The following is a 14,847-nucleotide window of genomic DNA, read 5'->3' as shown; positions in this document are numbered from 1 at the left end:
AATAGGTGCGTCGCCACAGGGCGGCGAGAAGGTAGCGGAAGATTTCGTGGGAGGAAAGGAGCGGGGAGAAAACGCACGATGCACGCGGGCGGGCCAAGCAAGACCCGAAGCGTGCATCGTGGCGTGTTGCCGATTTTTAGCGACAGTCTGAAGCGATCTTCAGTTAATGGATGTCGATAGCCCGTCGCTCGAGTGGGGTGGGCGAACGATCGTCGTGCCGTTCGATATACAAGCTTTCGGTTTCGCTTTCATTTTCCTTGGCGCTCGCACTCGACACACCGTTGAAGATGACGTTGAGCAGCACCGCGGATGCCGAGGCCAGCAAGATGCCGCTATGCAGGAGCGGCGAGAGCGCATGCGGCAATTGACCGAAGAAGGAAGGCGAAACGACGGGCACGAGACCGAGTCCCACGCTGACCGCAACAATGAACAAGTTGTGCGGATTCGTCGTGAAATCGACACGCGACAGGGCCTTGATGCCATTGGCGGCCACCATGCCGAACATGACGATGCCGGCGCCGCCCAGCACGAACGGCGGGACCGAGGCGACTACCTGCGCCATCTTCGGAAACAAGCCCAGTACTACGAGAATGAGGCCGCCCGTCGCACAGACGAATCGGCTCTTCACGCCGGTAACGCCGATGAGCCCCACGTTTTGCGAGAACGACGTATGGGGAAACGAGTTAAAGATGCCGCCCACAAGTGTGCCCAAACCGTCGACGCGCAAGCCGCGCACGAGCGTGGCGCGATCGACGGGCCGGCCCACCATGTCGCCCACGGCGAGGAACATCCCCGTCGATTCGATGAACGTCACGAACATCACCGTGACCATCGTCGCGATCGCGAGCGGATCGAAATGCGGCATGCCGAAATGAAACGGCGCGACGATCCCGACCCAGGGCGCGGCGCGCACGCCGTCGAACGAGACATGCCCCGTGACAGCCGCAATGACGAATCCCGCGACGATGCCGATCAGCACCGAGATGTTGGCGATGAAGCCGCGGCAGAACTTATTGATGAGCAAAATCGCGGCAAGCACGAAGAGCGACAAGCCGAGGAAGAGGGGGGCACCGTAATCGGGATTGCCGACGCCGCCCGCGGCCCAATTGATGCCGACCTCCATGAGCGATAGACCGATGACCGAGATGACTGTGCCCACGACCACGGTGGGAAAGAATCTCAGCAACCGCCCGATCATCGGTGCGAGCACGATGCCGATGGCACCCGCCGCGATCGTCGAGCCGAAGATGTCGAGAATGCCCAGTTGCGGATTCGTGCCGATGGCGACCATCGGGCCCACGGCCGCAAATGTGCAACCCATGATGACCGGTAGCCGAATGCCGAAGATCCACAACCCGAGCGTTTGGATCAGCGTGGCGATGCCGCATGAAAACAAGTCGGCGCTGATCAGAAAGGCGATTTGATCCTTAGGCAGTTTCAGCGCGCCGCCGACGATTAGCGGTACGGCCACCGCGCCGGCATACATGACCAAAACGTGCTGAATGCCGAGCGTAAGCAGTCGCGCAAAGGGCAACTGCTCGTCGCACGGATGAACCGTGTTCGATTGCATGTGTCTCGCTCCATAGTCTCTTTATTGGGTGGCTCTACGGTAGGCGTATGCCGATAAGGGCACAAGACGCCATGGCCTATTCCATCCTTTTCCGAGACGATATGGCCGCGCGCGCGGTTTCGCCGCGCGGCGGCGCCGGGCGGGGGCGGGCCGCGCATGCCTGCTCGATTATGGGTCCGGCCCGGCGCACCGCCGTTATGATGTGTATCGCGCAGTCGATATACAGGCGCCGCTCGAGCGGCGCGCAAGCAACGTGATCCATTGAATCGGAGACGCCCGATGCTCGAATTGATCGAGACCCACCTAGCCCATGGCGGCACCCAAGGCATCTATCGCCACGAATCGAAGACGATCGGACTGCCGATGCGGTTCTCGGTCTACTTGCCCCCGCACGCGCAGCATGCGCGCGTGCCCGCGCTCTTCTACCTCGCCGGGCTCACGTCCACCGAAGAGACGTTCCCGATCAAGGCTGGAGCCCAACGCTTCGCCGCGCAGCACGGCATCGCGCTCGTCGCCCCCGATACGAGCCCGCGCGGCGCGAACATTCCCGGCGAGAGCGACGACTGGGATTTTGGGGCCGGTGCGGGTTTTTACGTCGACGCTACGCGCGAGCCGTGGTCGCGTCATTACCGCATGTACTCGTATGTGCGGGACGAGTTGCGCGAGACGGTGCTCGCCCAACTGCCGATCGACGGCGCGCGGCTCGGCATCTTCGGCCATTCGATGGGCGGGCACGGCGCACTCGTTCTAGCCCTGCGCAACCCCGACATTTATCGCTCGGTTTCGGCATTTGCGCCGATCGCAGCGCCTATGCAATGCCCATGGGGCAAGAAAGCGTTCGCGGGGTACCTCGGAGACGACGAGCAGGCATGGCTCCAATACGACGCGACCGAACTTGTGAAGCGTGCCGGAGAGCCCCGTTTCCCGGAAGGCATCCTCGTCGATCAAGGTCTCGCCGATAAATTCCGTCTCGAGCAATTGCATCCCGAGGTGTTCGAGCGCGCGTGCCTCGAGGCCGGTCAACCGTTGACGATGCGCCGCCATGAAGGGTACGACCACGGCTACTACTTCATCGAAACGTTCATCGAGGATCATATCGCTCACCATGCACGCGCTTTGACCTAGCGTAACGGATAGCTCGACGCGCCGTGTTAGGATCGAACGAGCGTGCGCAAAGGCAGCGTCGAATCCGAGTCTTCTGCCGATCGGTGCGCACGCGTCCTGCCGTAAGCGAGCCGACATGCCTATTCATTACCTGCGGGCGTTCACCACACCGGAGCGCACGGACGAAGCCAATCGTCGCCTCGGCCGTTCGCTCGCGTTCGTCGCGGGCGCCGCCAACGCGGGCGGCTTTCTGGCTGTGGGCCAATATACGTCGCATATGTCCGGCATCGTTTCTTCGATGGCCGACAATCTGGCCCTCGGGGAACTGGGGCTCGCCGGAGCAGGGCTTGCCTCGCTCGTATCTTTTCTAGGCGGGGCGGCCACCTCTGCCGTGATGATCAATTGGGGCCGGCGGCATGCCCGCCGAAGTTTGTATGCGATGCCGTTGATGCTGGAAGCGGCGCTTTTGCTCGTGTTCGGTTTCCTGGGATCCAATCTCGAAGGCCATCGCTTGCTGTTCGTGCCCGCGACCGTTGTGCTGCTGTGCTTCGTGATGGGGCTGCAAAACGCGATGATCACCAAGATCTCGAAGGCCGAGATCCGCACGACGCATGTAACGGGGCTCGTCACCGATATCGGTATCGAGCTCGGCAAACTGTTCTATTGGAATGGACCGGCTGCCGACGCGATGCGCCGGGACTACCCAGTCAAGGCGGACCGTCAGCGCCTGGCGCTGCTTGCCTCGCTGCTGGCCGCGTTTTTTTGCGGCGGCTTGGCCGGTGCGATCGGATTCAAGCACATGGGCTTCGTCTCGACGGTGCCCCTCGCCACCGTGCTCGTGGCGCTCGCCGCCGTTCCGCTGGTGGACGACATGATGGGCCAGCGCTTCTGAGTTCGCTCGTCAAAGCGGCTTGACCAATCCGGTGTATTGCATAACCAGCGGATCGGCCGTGACGAGCGGCACGCCCTCGGCCGACGATTGCGCGACGAGCATTCGATCGAACGGGTCCCTATGCAGCGCCGCCAGCCCCTTCAGCGCGAGCACATGGCGATGAGTGACGGCCAATTCGAGATAGCCGTTATCGACGAGCGCGCGGCGTAGCAGCCGAGGATCGACGCGGAAATCGGCGCGTCCCAAGTCGCTCTTGATCGTGATTTCCCACAAGCTGGCCGCGCTGAACAGCAAGGTGTGGTCTTCATCTTCGATCAGCGAACGCGCCGCGGCCGACAGCCGCTCCGGCTGTCCCGCCGCCCACAGCAATACGTGCGTATCGAGCAATAGCTTCACGAATCCGAACCTCCGAACAAATGTTCGATTTCGCCCGCCGCCATCTGGTCGAAATCGTCGGGGACGACGATTTCGCCTGCGAGGAATCCTAGGCGGCGCCGCTGCGCTCCGCTAGGCGCATCGAGCGGAACGACCTTTACGAGCGGTTTTCCGGCTTTGGCGATGATGAACGCCTCGCCGAGCGCGGCACGGTCGACGAGGCGCGAGAGGTGGGTCTTTGCTTCGTGGATATTCACGATTTCCATAATGGGCTGTTGAGGTGAACTAAGTTTCGTTAGTTTAGCTCAAATCCGCAATAGACCGAACGGCCAACGCGATCTTTCGCAGCGCACCATCGAAAATCCTGGGGCCGCCTTGACATGCCCCGACGTGTATCCGATCATTCGATCACGAACTGAACAATTGCTCTATCAATGAGCGATCGCTCGGCAGGGGCGCGAAACCGCAGACGCGGGCGAATGTGGCGCCGGTCCTGAGTACGAACCGTGCTTCTTCACGAAGCGCACGTGCATTTCCACCACAACGTACAAGACTTAAGGAGACAAGCGATGCAACGCAATGCTCGATTCACACGGCGCGCGCTCGCCGCGGGTGCCCTGGCGCTGGGCGCGCTGGCGGCGCTGCCTGCGTCCGCTGCGACGATCACGGTCGCGGTGGTGAACAATCCCGACATGATCGAGATGAAGAAGCTGTCGTCGGACTTCGAGAAGAGCAATCCGTCGATCAAGCTGAACTGGGTCGTGCTCGAGGAGAACGTGCTGCGTCAGCGCGCGACGACCGACATCACCACGAAGAGCGGCCAATTCGACGTCATGATGATCGGCGCATATGAAGCGCCGCAGTGGGGCAAGCGCGGTTGGCTGACGCCGATGACGGGCCTGCCCGCGAGCTACGACGAGAACGACGTCATCAAGACGGTTCGCGACAGCCTGTCGTACAACGGAACGCTGTACGCGCTGCCGTTCTACGCGGAAAGCTCGATGACGTTCTATCGCAAGGACTTGTTCGCGGCCAAGGGTTTGACGATGCCGTCGAAGCCCACCTACGACCAGATCGCGCAATTCGCCGACAAGCTGACCGACAAGGCGAACGGCGTCTACGGCATTTGTTTGCGCGGCAAGGCCGGCTGGGGCGAGAACATGGCCTATCTGACGACGGTCGTGAATACGTTCGGCGGCAGATGGTTCGACGACAAGTGGCATGCTCAGCTTACGTCGCCGGAATGGAAAAAGGCGGTCAGTTTCTACGTCGATTTGATGAAGAAGGACGGCCCTCCGGGGGCGAGCTCGAACGGTTTCAACGAAAACCTGACGCTGATGTCCTCGGGTAAGTGCGCGATGTGGATCGACGCCACGGTCGCCGCCGGCATGCTCTATAACAAGAGTCAGTCCCAGGTGGCCGACAAGATCGGTTTCGCCGCGGCGCCGACGCAGGTCACGCCGAACGGTTCTCACTGGCTGTGGGCGTGGTCGCTCGCGATTCCGAAGACGTCCAAGCAACAAGACGACGCCAAGAAGTTCGTGGAATGGGCGACGAGCAAGGATTACATCAAGCTCGTGGCAAAGGACGAAGGCTGGGCCTCGGTGCCGCCGGGCACGCGCGAATCGACGTATAACACGCCGGCCTACGTGCAAGCCGCGCCGTTCGGCGAGTTCGTGCTGAACGCAATCCGTACGGCCGATCCGAACCATCCGACGGCCAAGCCGGTTCCGTACACGGGCGTGCAGTTCGTCGGCATCCCCGAGTTCCAATCGTTCGGCACGGTCGTCGGACAGAGCATCTCGGGCGCGCTGGCCGGCCAGATGACGGTGGACCAGGCACTCGCGGCCGGCAATGCCACCGCGGATCGCGCGGTGCGCGAGGCCGGCTACCAGAAGTGACGTAAGCCGGCAGGCGATGCGTTTCACGCGCATCGTCCGCCAGCGGGCCGTCCCTCACGGCCCGCTCTCGACGCCGCCCCGCGCGGGCGGCGTCAGATCGACCAGGAGTCCGAAACAATGGGACATCTTCATATGCCGCTCTCGCACGCCGCGGAGCCCAGCGCGCTGCCCACGCCCGAACGACGAGCCGGCTCGACGCGATGGCTCGCCGCCCCCTCGGTTGCCGTGCTCGTCCTTTGGATGACGATACCGCTCGCGATGACGATCTGGTATTCGTTTTCGCGCTACAACCTGCTTAACCCCGACGCAAAGGGATTCGCGGGGCTCGACAACTATCTGTACCTCGTCACCGACCCCGCGTTTCTCCCGTCGATCGTTCATACACTCGAGCTGATCGGGTCGGTGCTCATTATCACCGTCGTCGGGGGCATCCTCATGGCGGTGCTGTTCGACCGCAAATTCCCCGGCCAGGGTATTGCGCGTCTGCTCGCGATCGGGCCGTTCTTCGTCATGCCCACGGTCAGCGCGCTGATCTGGAAGAACATGATGCTGCATCCGGTATACGGCGTGGTGGCAGCCGTCATGCGGTGGTTCGGTATGCAGCCCATCGACTGGTTCGCGACCTATCCGCTGTTCTCGATCGTCGTCATCGTCGCCTGGCAGTGGCTGCCGTTCGCGTTCCTTATTTTGTTCACGGCCATTCAATCGCTCGACGAGGAACAAAAGGAAGCCGCGCGTATCGACGGCGCGGGTCCGCTCGCGATGTTCTTCTACATCACGCTGCCGCACTTGAGGCGCGCGATTTCGGTCGTCGTGATGATGGAGACGATCTTCTTGCTGTCGATCTTCGCCGAGATCTATACGACCACCTCGGGCGGTCCGGGCAATGCCACGACGATCCTGTCGTACCTGATCTATGCGCTGGGGCTGCAACAGTTCGACGTGGGTCTCGCTTCCGCGGGCGGCATTTTGGCCGTCGTGCTTGCGAACGTCGTTGCGTTCTTCCTCGTGCGCGTCCTCGCGAAGAATCTGAAAGGGGAGTACGAAGCATGAGCCATCCGACCGTACCCACGCCGCGCGTGCAAGTGCCCGGGCTCGACGCCGTCAAGCGCGCGCTGCCGGCGGCGCTTGCCTGGCTGATCGCGCTCGCGCTGTTCTTCCCGATCTTCTGGATGACCATCACGGCGTTCAAGACCGAGCGCGATGCCTATTCGATGGCGCTGATTTTCTCGCCGACCTTCGACAGCTTCCGCGAAGTGTTTGCCCGTAGCGACTACTTCCTGTTCGCGCGCAATTCGGTGCTGATCTCGGTGGGCGTGACCGTACTGTGCCTGTTGCTCGCCGTGCCGGCTGCCTATGCGATGGCGTTCTTCCCGTCGCGGCGCACGCAAAGCCTGCTGCTGTGGATGCTGTCGACGAAGATGATGCCGTCGGTGGGCGTGCTCGTGCCGATCTATTTGCTCTGGAAAAACGTGGGGCTGCTCGATACGGTTTCGGGTCTCGTCATCGTCTACACGCTGATGAACTTGCCGATCGCCGTGTGGATGGCGTTCACCTACTTCAACGAAATTCCGCGCGACATCTTGGAGGCCGGCCGCATCGACGGCGCGGCGACCTGGCAGGAAATCGTCTATCTGTTGATGCCCATGGCATTGCCGGGGCTGGCGTCCACGGCGCTGTTGCTCGTGATCCTCTCGTGGAACGAAGCGTTTTGGAGCATCAATCTGTCCAGTTCGAACGCCGCGCCGCTCACGGTATTCATTGCGTCGTACTCGAGCCCCGAGGGGTTGTTCTGGGCGAAGTTGTCGGCGGCTTCGTTGCTCGCCGTCGCGCCCATCCTGATCGTGGGCTGGCTCTCGCAAAAGCAACTCGTGCGCGGTCTCACGTTCGGGGCCGTCAAATGACGGGGGCGACGATCGGAGCAAACGAGCTGCGGCGCGACCGCGTGCTGATCTGCGATTGCGACGGCGTGCTGATCGACAGCGAGGCCGTCGCCGCCAAAATGCTCGTGCGCGAGTTGCAGGCGCGTTGGCCGCATGCCGACGTCGAACCCGTCGTGATGCCGCTGCTCGGGTTGCGTATCGAGCGCGTGCTCGAAGCGAGCGCGGCGGCGCTGAACGAGACGCTCGCGCCCGTGGAAATGGATGCGATCCGGCGCAGCGTCGAGGCGGCGGCGCAACAAGCGCCCATGATGGCGGGTGTCGAGGCGGCGCTCGCGCAAATCGCGCTCACTAAGGCATGCGCGAGCAACAGTTATACAGCTTATGTCGACGCGGTCCTCGCTCGCACAGGGTTGAACCGCTTCTTCGGATCGCGCGTGTTTTGCGCGGATCGCGTGCCTCGACCGAAGCCGGCCCCCGATATTTATATTGCGGCGGCCGACGCGCTCGGCGTGCCGAGCGGGGCGTGCGTCGTCGTGGAAGATAGCGTGACCGGGGTCGCAGCTGCGAATGCGGCGGGCATGGTCGTATTCGGCTTCGCGGGCGGCACGCACGCCGAACATGGCGGCCGCGCCCACGCCGAAGCGCTCGTGCAGGCGGGCGCCAAACAAGTATTCGACGACATGCGTGCGTTGCCCGCGCTCGTCGACCAATGGATGACCGATGTCGCCGGCGCGGCGCGCACGGCGATGAATGGGAAAGGAGACGCATCATGGCAAGCTTGACGCTGCGTGGCATTGCGAAGCGATATGAGGCGCATGAGGTATTGCGCAACGTGAACCTCGATATCGCCGACGGCGAATTCGTGGTCTTCGTCGGGCCCAGCGGATGCGGGAAGTCGACGCTGCTGCGGATGATCGCGGGTCTGGAGGCGATTAGCGGCGGCGAGTTGTTGATCGATGCGGCTCGCGTCAACGACGTGCCCCCGGCCAAGCGCGGCATCGCGATGGTGTTCCAGTCGTACGCGCTTTACCCGCATATGTCCTTGTACGACAACATGGCCTTCGGTCTCAAGCTCGCCGGCGCGAAGAAGCCCGAGATCGACGAGGCCGTGCGCAATGCGGCGAAGATTTTGCACATCGACCATTTGCTCGATCGCAAGCCGAAGCAGCTCTCGGGCGGCCAGCGTCAGCGCGTGGCGATCGGGCGGGCCATTACGCGCAAGCCGAAGGTCTTCCTGTTCGACGAGCCGTTATCGAACCTCGACGCGGCGCTGCGGGTGAAGATGCGGCTCGAGTTCGCGCGGCTGCACGACGAATTGAAGACCACGATGATCTACGTGACGCACGATCAGGTCGAAGCGATGACGCTCGCCGACAAAATCGTCGTGATGTCGGCCGGCAACGTCGAACAAGTCGGCAGTCCTAATCGTCTGTACCATGCGCCGGCCAACCGGTTTGTCGCGGGATTCATCGGCTCGCCGAAGATGAACTTCTTGGATGGCGTCGTCGAGCAGGTGGACGGCGACGGCGTCCTCGTGCGCTATGCCTCCGGGGAAGCGCAACGGGTGGCGATCGAGACGCGTGGCGTGTCGTCGTCCGGTGCGCGTGCGCTCGAGCGGGGTGCCCGCGTGACGGTAGGGATTCGGCCGGAGCACCTGCATCCGCAGCCGGCTGCATCGGTAGGCGGCGCGCCGACGAACGGTGTTCTGGCGCGCACGACCACGGTGGAATCGCTCGGCGACGCCGCTTATTTGTATGCGGAAGCGGCGGTTGCGCCCGAAGGACTCATCTCGCGCATCGCGCCGCTCGAGCGGCACGTGCGCGGCGATGCGCTGATGCTCGGCGCCGATCCCGAGCACTGCCACCTGTTCGACGAACAGGGCCAGGCTTACGACAGGAAGATCATCGAGGTGCTGTCGGCCGCTTGAGGCCTATCAGCCGCGGGCCCGCCTTCAATGGCGCGCCCGCGTCGAGCCTCATCGTCACTGCCTGCTTGGGCGGCACGTGCAATTGCGCTTGTGAAAAAAACTCGTCGCCGAGTTCCGCGATATCGCTCGTGTCGATCTGCTCATCTTTGAGCTGATCCAGTCGCTTCCAATCAGTTTTTGCCGTTTTGCTCATATCGCTTCGCCTCGTATTTCGTCGCCTTGCGGGCCGACACTATCGGTCGCGAAATATGCTGCTCGAGTGGCGGTTGTGCGCGAGTTCGCGATCTAATCGGACTACCGGAACGCGCGTTGGAAATGAGGGCTCGATTCGGGTGAAATCCGCCCTCCGCGATGTCGATTTCGCGGATGTTCGTTCGTCGAGTAGGATCGAAGGGGCTGTCCCTTCGCTTCGGAGCCCATCATGTCAACGAATAGCGTTCGCCTCCACCGTGTCTTGCGTTCCAGCCCCGACCGCGTCTACCGCGCGTTCCTAGACGCGGCCGCACTCGCCAAATGGCTTCCCCCGAACGGCTTCACCGGTACGGTTCATCACTTGCAGGCCGAAGTAGGCGGCAGCTACAGGATGTCTTTTTCCAACTTCACCACGGGTAACGGCCATTCGTTCGGCGGCGAATATCTCGAGTTGGTCCCGCAGCAACGGATCCGCTATACCGGCAAGTTCGACGACCCGAACCTGCCGGGCGAGATGCAGACCACCGTCACGCTCGCCCAAACGCCTTTCGGCACGGAGATCAACATCGTTCAAGAGGGAATACCGGAAGTCATTCCGGCGCAAGCGTGTTACCTCGGCTGGCAGGAATCGCTCGCGTTGTTGAAGCTGCTCGTGGAAGCCGAAATTCAGGAGTGAGAAGCGGCGCGATGCCGCTGTGGGGCGGGGCGAGCCGAGCGTCGTCGAATCGCTCTTTGCGGGTAAAGAAAGTGGCCGATGACCGTCGGCGTCGGGCGCGCATCAAGCGGGCGTTTGCGCACCGCGTGGCTTGGTTCGTTTGGCTGCGCGGTCGTCCCCGCCCAATGCCGCCCGTGCGCAGGCTTCGTCGGTGACAAGTCCCGACAGCCAGCCGCCCTTGAGCACGGCCAAGACGGCGCCGTGCTTGCGCGCGCCGCCCGCGAAGCCGATCGTCGGCCGCTTGGGCGGCGAATCGAGCGGTACGCTCGTGACGCGGCGGCCCGTGGCCGATTTGATGCACTTACCATCCGCATCGATCGGGAGCCCCAACATCTCCGCCACGGCCCCGCGCTTCGTGAGTTCGCCCACCTCGGCCGCGGTAATGAAGCCGTCCACGTGAAGCGGGCACTTCGGCCCGATGTCGCCGATGCCGACGAACGCCACATCGGCTTGCGCCGTCAGCGATTCGACGATGCGATACAGACGGTGATTGACCCACTGCGCGCGCTCGGCTTCGGTGTCGGCGATGAGCGGCGCGGGCAGCAGGAAGTGCTTCCCGCCTGTCTTTTCCGAAATGTGCAGCGCGACGTCGTATCGGTTCGACGAGCCGTCTTGCGCGATCGCGCCCACCATCGACACGAGCCGGTGCTGCGGCCGATCGATTTGCCCGAGTTGGTCGACGGCCGCCTTCAGCGTTCGGCCGCTGCTCACCGAGATGATCATCGGCTTTTCTTCGCTCAGATAGCGCTCCATCACTTGAGCGCTCGCCACGGCGAGCTTGCGATCGATGGCTTCGGGCGTATCGTCGTCGACGGGAACGACCTCGCACATCGAGAGCCCGTAGCGGGCCTTGAGTTCGTCGGCCAACGTAAGGCAATCGGCGAGCCGGTGTTCGATGCGCACGCGCACGAGATTTTTTTCGACGGCGAAAGCGACGAGCCGCTGCGCGACCGGTCGGGAGACCTGAAGCTTTTCCGCGATCTCGTTTTGCGTATTCCCCGCGACGTAGTAGAGCCACGCGGCGCGTGTGGCCAGGTCGAGCTTTTCGTTGACTTTTGACACGGTGATAGACCCGGTGCGGGTGATGCTGTGAAAAGTTCCGTTAAGCGAGCCGTGCGCGCGAGGGCTCGAACAGCGGCCGCACGTGACGGTAAAGCTCGCGGTATGCGCCAAGGCGCATCCGCAATTGTGCATGACGCTGAGCGTTGGGGGTAAATTGTGCGACCACCGGCGGTTTGGCGAGCACTTGGCGCGGATCGCCGCCGGCCGCAAGCCAGCCCAGGCGCGCCGCCCCCAACGCCGCGCCGGTCTCGCCGCCGCCGTGCTGACGCGTGGGCGTCGACAACGCATCGGCGAGCAATTGGGCCCAAAACGCGCTGCGCGCGCCGCCGCCGAGTAGCGATAGCGCACTTGGCGCCGTACCGGCGGCCGCCAGCGCGTCGAGGCCATCGGTTAGCGCAAGCGTGACGCCTTCGAGCACGGCATAGCCGAGCAACGCGCGATCGGTCGCATGCGTCATGCCGAAAAAGACGCCCTGCGCGTACGGGTCGTTATGCGGCGTACGTTCGCCGGACAGGTAGGGCAGGAAGATCGGCGCGGAGTCGATCGCTTCAGGCGCGAGCGCGGCGGCCTCGCCGACAAGCGTGGGCTCGTCCGTACCGGTGAGCTTGCAAACCCAGCGCAGGCAACTGGCGGCGGACAGTACGACGCTCATCTGGTGCCAGCGATCGGGAATCGCATGGCAGAACGCATGGACGGCCGATGCGGGATTCGGCGAAAAGCGGTCGCCCACTACGCAGAGCACGCCGGACGTCCCGAGCGAAACGAAGCCGTCCCCGGGCTCGGTCGCGCCGATGCCGATCGCGCTCGTTGCGTTATCGCCGCCGCCGGCCGCGACGACGACTTCTCCGCTCAATCCCCACTCGCGCGCGATATCGGCGCGCAGCACGCCCGAGGGAGCGCTGCCTTCAGCGAGCCGCGGCATCTGCGAACGGCTCATATCGCAGGCCGCGAGCAGCGAGTCGGACCAGTCGCGCCGAGCAACATCTAGCCACAGCGTGCCCGCGGCATCGGACGGATCGGAGACTTTCTCGCCCGTCATGCGTAGCCGCAGATAGTCCTTCGGCAAAAGCACGCAGGCCGTGCGGCGGAACACGTCGGGCTCGTGGCGGGCGACCCAGAGCAGCTTGGGCGCCGTGAAGCCGGGCATCGCCAAGTTGCCGGCGACCGTATGCAACTCGGGCGCGCGGCGCGTGAGCTCGTCGCATTCCTCGACGCTGCGCATGTCGTTCCACAAGATGGCGGGACGCAAAACACGGTCGGCATGGTCGAGGAGCACGGCGCCGTGCATCTGGCCGGACAGACCGATGCCGCGTACTTGCGCGAAGGCGTCGGGGCAGACGGCGCGCAGCTTGGCGATCGCCTCGCATGTCCCGCGCCACCAGTCGGCCGGGTCTTGTTCGGCCCAACGCGGATGCGGCCGGGAAACGTGAAACGGCGAACCCGCGGTGGCAAGCACGCGCGCGTCAGCCGAGAGCAGCAAGACTTTTACTTCGGACGTGCCTAGGTCGATGCCGAGGTACATGGCGGACGGCCCCTTGGTCGATGCGATCGGGAACGGAGTCGAAAAACGCGAATGCGCTACTTTACTCGCGCGGCGCGGCTTGCGCCAATGCGGATCAGCGCGTGGCGAGCCATGCATCGACGCGTTCGAGCGCCGCCTGAATCACGCGCTCAAGCCGCGCGTCGTCTGCCAAGCCGCCCCATAGCGTGCGCGACTCGCAAAAGCGCGCGAGCGGATTGGGCGAATCGAACCATGCGCGCACGGCCTCTTCATCGAGTAAGCCATCCTGGTAGATATAGGGCAGATCGCCCTTGTGCCAGCGGTCGAGGAAGCGGAAGAACAGCGCCGGCAAAATCGCCGTGGCGTTGGGCTGCGCGTTGCGCGCAAAGCTCTCGACGAGCGTCGGTGCGATGAAACCCGGGATCTTCGAGAAACCGTCGGCCGCGACGCGTTGGTTCGTATCCTGGATATAGGGGTTGCTGAAGCGGTCGAGCACGACGTCGCGATATCGCGCCAAATCGAGCGGGCTCGGGGTCAAGCAAGGGATGACGTCTTGCGTGACGTATTCGTGAGCGAAACGGCGCACGTCGGGATCGAGCGTGCCTTCGTGAATGTAGGTGTGCCCGACAAGCGTACCCGCCCATGCGATGCAGCTATGGCTCGCGTTCAAGATGCGGATCTTCGCTTCCTCGTAAGGCATGACGGATTCGACGACCTCCGCACCCACGCGCTCCCACGCCGGACGGCCCGCCTTGAAGCGGTCTTCGATAACCCATTGAATAAACGCTTCGCCCATCACGGGGCAGCTATCCGGCACGCCGGTCGCTTCGAGCACGCGGGCGCGCACGTCGTCCGTCGGCCGTGGCGTGATCCGATCGACCATCGAGTTCGGGCTGGTGGTGTTCGCCTCGAACCATTCGAGGAGCGCCGTTGCGCCGCGTGCCGCGAGAAACGCGCGCATGCCCGCCTCGAAGCGCTCGCCGTTGCTGCGCAGGTTGTCGCAGGTTTGCAGCGTGACGGGACCGGCCCCGCTCGCGCGCCGCGCATCGAGGATCGCGGCCAGCGCGCCGTAGATCGTCGAGCGCGCACCGGCCAAATCGGCGGCCAGATCGGGGTTCGCCGTATCGAGCCGATCGTGTTCGTCGAGGTAATAGCCGCCCTCGGTCACCGTGAACGAAATGATCTTGCAAGCAGGATCGGATCCGGCCTCGATAATCGGCTCGAGCGTGGGCGACCACGGCAGCACGCGCGTGATCGAGCGGATCGTTTCGTAGGCGCGCTCGCCCTGCGGCGTGACCGTCTCCAGCGTATAGACGCCATGCTGTTTCGCCAGCGCGTCGAGCGTCGCATTCATGTCGCCGCGAATGTTGCCCACCGTCAGCGACCAATGCGCTTCGTTCGGCGCAGCGGCGGCGGACAGCCGATGCAGATACCACGCTTGGTGCGCCCGGTGAAACGAGCCCACGCCCAGATGCAAGATCACGTTCGAGCCGTTGCCCATGATTTGTCTCCTTTGTGAGCACGAACGCGGCTGCCGATGCCGGCTCGCGCCCCAGCAATGTTGAGTGCGGCGGCCCGAACGCCGTCGCGTTAAAAATGGATCTTTTGTTCTCTGACTGAGCGAATGATCGGTTTGTGGCGCGCGAAAGTCAAGGCGCGGTGCAGCGCGAAAATCGGGGCCCGCGCGCGTGATGGGCGACGCGGGCGGTGGGGTGAGCGCGCCGG

The 14,847-nt window shown here is 63.6% G+C and carries 15 protein-coding genes; 8 read left to right on the top strand and 7 right to left on the bottom strand.

The genetic code is table 11. The annotated features are described in order from the left end of the window. Window positions 1-163: 163 nt before the first annotated feature. Window positions 164-1,570, bottom strand: a complete 1,407-nt coding sequence (locus AB1286_RS08250; RefSeq protein WP_430362805.1) for a nucleobase:cation symporter-2 family protein — start codon at window positions 1,568-1,570, stop codon at window positions 164-166. Between the two features lie 279 nt (window positions 1,571-1,849). Between AB1286_RS08250 and fghA the strand changes: the two genes are divergently transcribed. Both fghA and AB1286_RS08240 read left to right on the top strand, forming a co-directional pair. After that, window positions 1,850-2,695 carry an S-formylglutathione hydrolase gene (fghA, locus tag AB1286_RS08245; protein ID WP_430362804.1) on the top strand — a complete coding sequence of 282 codons (846 nt, stop codon included), beginning with the start codon at window positions 1,850-1,852 and terminating at the stop codon, window positions 2,693-2,695. Window positions 2,696-2,810: 115 nt separating this feature from the next. Next, the gene (locus tag AB1286_RS08240) at window positions 2,811-3,566 is read left to right on the top strand and encodes a YoaK family protein (protein WP_430362803.1); all 756 of its coding nucleotides are present in this window, start codon (window positions 2,811-2,813) and stop codon (window positions 3,564-3,566) included. A 9-nt stretch (window positions 3,567-3,575) separates the two neighbouring features. Here AB1286_RS08240 and AB1286_RS08235 read toward each other — a convergent pair whose 3' ends face one another. Next, window positions 3,576-3,962 (bottom strand): type II toxin-antitoxin system VapC family toxin, encoded by a 387-nt coding sequence (locus AB1286_RS08235; protein ID WP_430362802.1) that lies wholly within the window; start codon window positions 3,960-3,962, stop codon window positions 3,576-3,578. Beyond that, window positions 3,959-4,207 carry a type II toxin-antitoxin system Phd/YefM family antitoxin gene (locus AB1286_RS08230; protein WP_430362801.1) on the bottom strand — a complete coding sequence of 83 codons (249 nt, stop codon included), beginning with the start codon at window positions 4,205-4,207 and terminating at the stop codon, window positions 3,959-3,961. The genes AB1286_RS08235 and AB1286_RS08230 overlap by 4 nt, the downstream gene beginning before the upstream one ends. Before the next feature lie 303 nt (window positions 4,208-4,510). Here AB1286_RS08230 and AB1286_RS08225 point away from each other — a divergent pair, with 303 nt between their 5' ends. The 5 genes from AB1286_RS08225 (at window position 4,511) to AB1286_RS08205 (ending at window position 9,652) form a co-directional block, all read left to right on the top strand. Next, on the top strand, window positions 4,511-5,842 hold the full coding sequence (locus tag AB1286_RS08225) for an ABC transporter substrate-binding protein (protein ID WP_430362800.1): 1,332 nt from the start codon (window positions 4,511-4,513) through the stop codon (window positions 5,840-5,842). A gap of 117 nt (window positions 5,843-5,959) precedes the next feature. Further along, a complete protein-coding gene (locus tag AB1286_RS08220) occupies window positions 5,960-6,895 on the top strand; it encodes a carbohydrate ABC transporter permease (RefSeq protein ID WP_430362799.1) in 936 nt (311 codons plus the stop codon). Then, a complete protein-coding gene (locus AB1286_RS08215; protein ID WP_430362798.1) occupies window positions 6,892-7,746 on the top strand; it encodes a carbohydrate ABC transporter permease in 855 nt (284 codons plus the stop codon). Before AB1286_RS08220 ends, AB1286_RS08215 begins: the two co-directional genes overlap by 4 nt. Then, on the top strand, window positions 7,743-8,507 hold the full coding sequence (locus AB1286_RS08210) for an HAD family hydrolase (protein ID WP_430362797.1): 765 nt from the start codon (window positions 7,743-7,745) through the stop codon (window positions 8,505-8,507). The genes AB1286_RS08215 and AB1286_RS08210 overlap by 4 nt, the downstream gene beginning before the upstream one ends. Then, entirely contained in the window at window positions 8,495-9,652 is a 1,158-nt protein-coding gene (locus tag AB1286_RS08205; RefSeq protein ID WP_430362796.1) for an ABC transporter ATP-binding protein, read from the top strand. Before AB1286_RS08210 ends, AB1286_RS08205 begins: the two co-directional genes overlap by 13 nt. On the opposite strand, the gene AB1286_RS08200 is transcribed toward AB1286_RS08205, so the two are convergent. Beyond that, the gene (locus tag AB1286_RS08200; protein WP_430362795.1) at window positions 9,627-9,845 is read right to left on the bottom strand and encodes a hypothetical protein; all 219 of its coding nucleotides are present in this window, start codon (window positions 9,843-9,845) and stop codon (window positions 9,627-9,629) included. The two genes, AB1286_RS08205 and AB1286_RS08200, sit on opposite strands and share 26 nt — an antisense overlap. A gap of 228 nt (window positions 9,846-10,073) precedes the next feature. Here AB1286_RS08200 and AB1286_RS08195 point away from each other — a divergent pair, with 228 nt between their 5' ends. Next, on the top strand, window positions 10,074-10,520 hold the full coding sequence (locus AB1286_RS08195) for an SRPBCC family protein (protein ID WP_430362794.1): 447 nt from the start codon (window positions 10,074-10,076) through the stop codon (window positions 10,518-10,520). Window positions 10,521-10,622: 102 nt separating this feature from the next. Here the strand turns inward: AB1286_RS08195 and AB1286_RS08190 are convergent, their stop codons facing one another. From AB1286_RS08190 to dalD, 3 genes are all read right to left on the bottom strand, one after another. After that, entirely contained in the window at window positions 10,623-11,621 is a 999-nt protein-coding gene (locus AB1286_RS08190) for a sugar-binding transcriptional regulator (RefSeq protein WP_430362793.1), read from the bottom strand. Between the two features lie 40 nt (window positions 11,622-11,661). Beyond that, window positions 11,662-13,143 carry a xylulokinase gene (gene xylB, locus AB1286_RS08185; RefSeq protein ID WP_430362792.1) on the bottom strand — a complete coding sequence of 494 codons (1,482 nt, stop codon included), beginning with the start codon at window positions 13,141-13,143 and terminating at the stop codon, window positions 11,662-11,664. A gap of 94 nt (window positions 13,144-13,237) precedes the next feature. Then, window positions 13,238-14,623, bottom strand: a complete 1,386-nt coding sequence (gene dalD / locus AB1286_RS08180) for a D-arabinitol 4-dehydrogenase (RefSeq protein WP_430362791.1) — start codon at window positions 14,621-14,623, stop codon at window positions 13,238-13,240. Between the last annotated feature and the right edge of the window lie 224 nt (window positions 14,624-14,847).

It is taken from the genome of Trinickia sp. NRRL B-1857 (assembly GCF_050470685.1).
Taxonomy (GTDB): domain Bacteria; phylum Pseudomonadota; class Gammaproteobacteria; order Burkholderiales; family Burkholderiaceae; genus Trinickia.
The sequence above is the reverse complement of the archived record's forward strand: the minus strand, read 5'-3'. Positions and strand labels throughout refer to the sequence as shown.

Bases quoted from the DNA above. Each gene is read 5' to 3' on its own strand.
- AB1286_RS08240 (WP_430362803.1), top strand. From the start codon at position 2,811: ATGCCTATTCATTACCTGCGGGCGTTCACCACACCGGAGCGCACGGAC.
- AB1286_RS08230 (WP_430362801.1), bottom strand. From the start codon at position 4,207: ATGGAAATCGTGAATATCCACGAAGCAAAGACCCACCTCTCGCGCCTC.
- AB1286_RS08205 (WP_430362796.1), top strand. From the start codon at position 8,495: ATGGCAAGCTTGACGCTGCGTGGCATTGCGAAGCGATATGAGGCGCAT.
- xylB (WP_430362792.1), bottom strand. From the start codon at position 13,143: ATGTACCTCGGCATCGACCTAGGCACGTCCGAAGTAAAAGTCTTGCTG.
- AB1286_RS08220 (WP_430362799.1), top strand. From the start codon at position 5,960: ATGGGACATCTTCATATGCCGCTCTCGCACGCCGCGGAGCCCAGCGCG.
- dalD (WP_430362791.1), bottom strand. From the start codon at position 14,623: ATGGGCAACGGCTCGAACGTGATCTTGCATCTGGGCGTGGGCTCGTTT.
- AB1286_RS08250 (WP_430362805.1), bottom strand. From the start codon at position 1,570: ATGCAATCGAACACGGTTCATCCGTGCGACGAGCAGTTGCCCTTTGCG.
- AB1286_RS08195 (WP_430362794.1), top strand. From the start codon at position 10,074: ATGTCAACGAATAGCGTTCGCCTCCACCGTGTCTTGCGTTCCAGCCCC.
- AB1286_RS08210 (WP_430362797.1), top strand. From the start codon at position 7,743: ATGACGGGGGCGACGATCGGAGCAAACGAGCTGCGGCGCGACCGCGTG.
- AB1286_RS08225 (WP_430362800.1), top strand. From the start codon at position 4,511: ATGCAACGCAATGCTCGATTCACACGGCGCGCGCTCGCCGCGGGTGCC.
- AB1286_RS08215 (WP_430362798.1), top strand. From the start codon at position 6,892: ATGAGCCATCCGACCGTACCCACGCCGCGCGTGCAAGTGCCCGGGCTC.
- AB1286_RS08200 (WP_430362795.1), bottom strand. From the start codon at position 9,845: ATGAGCAAAACGGCAAAAACTGATTGGAAGCGACTGGATCAGCTCAAA.
- fghA (WP_430362804.1), top strand. From the start codon at position 1,850: ATGCTCGAATTGATCGAGACCCACCTAGCCCATGGCGGCACCCAAGGC.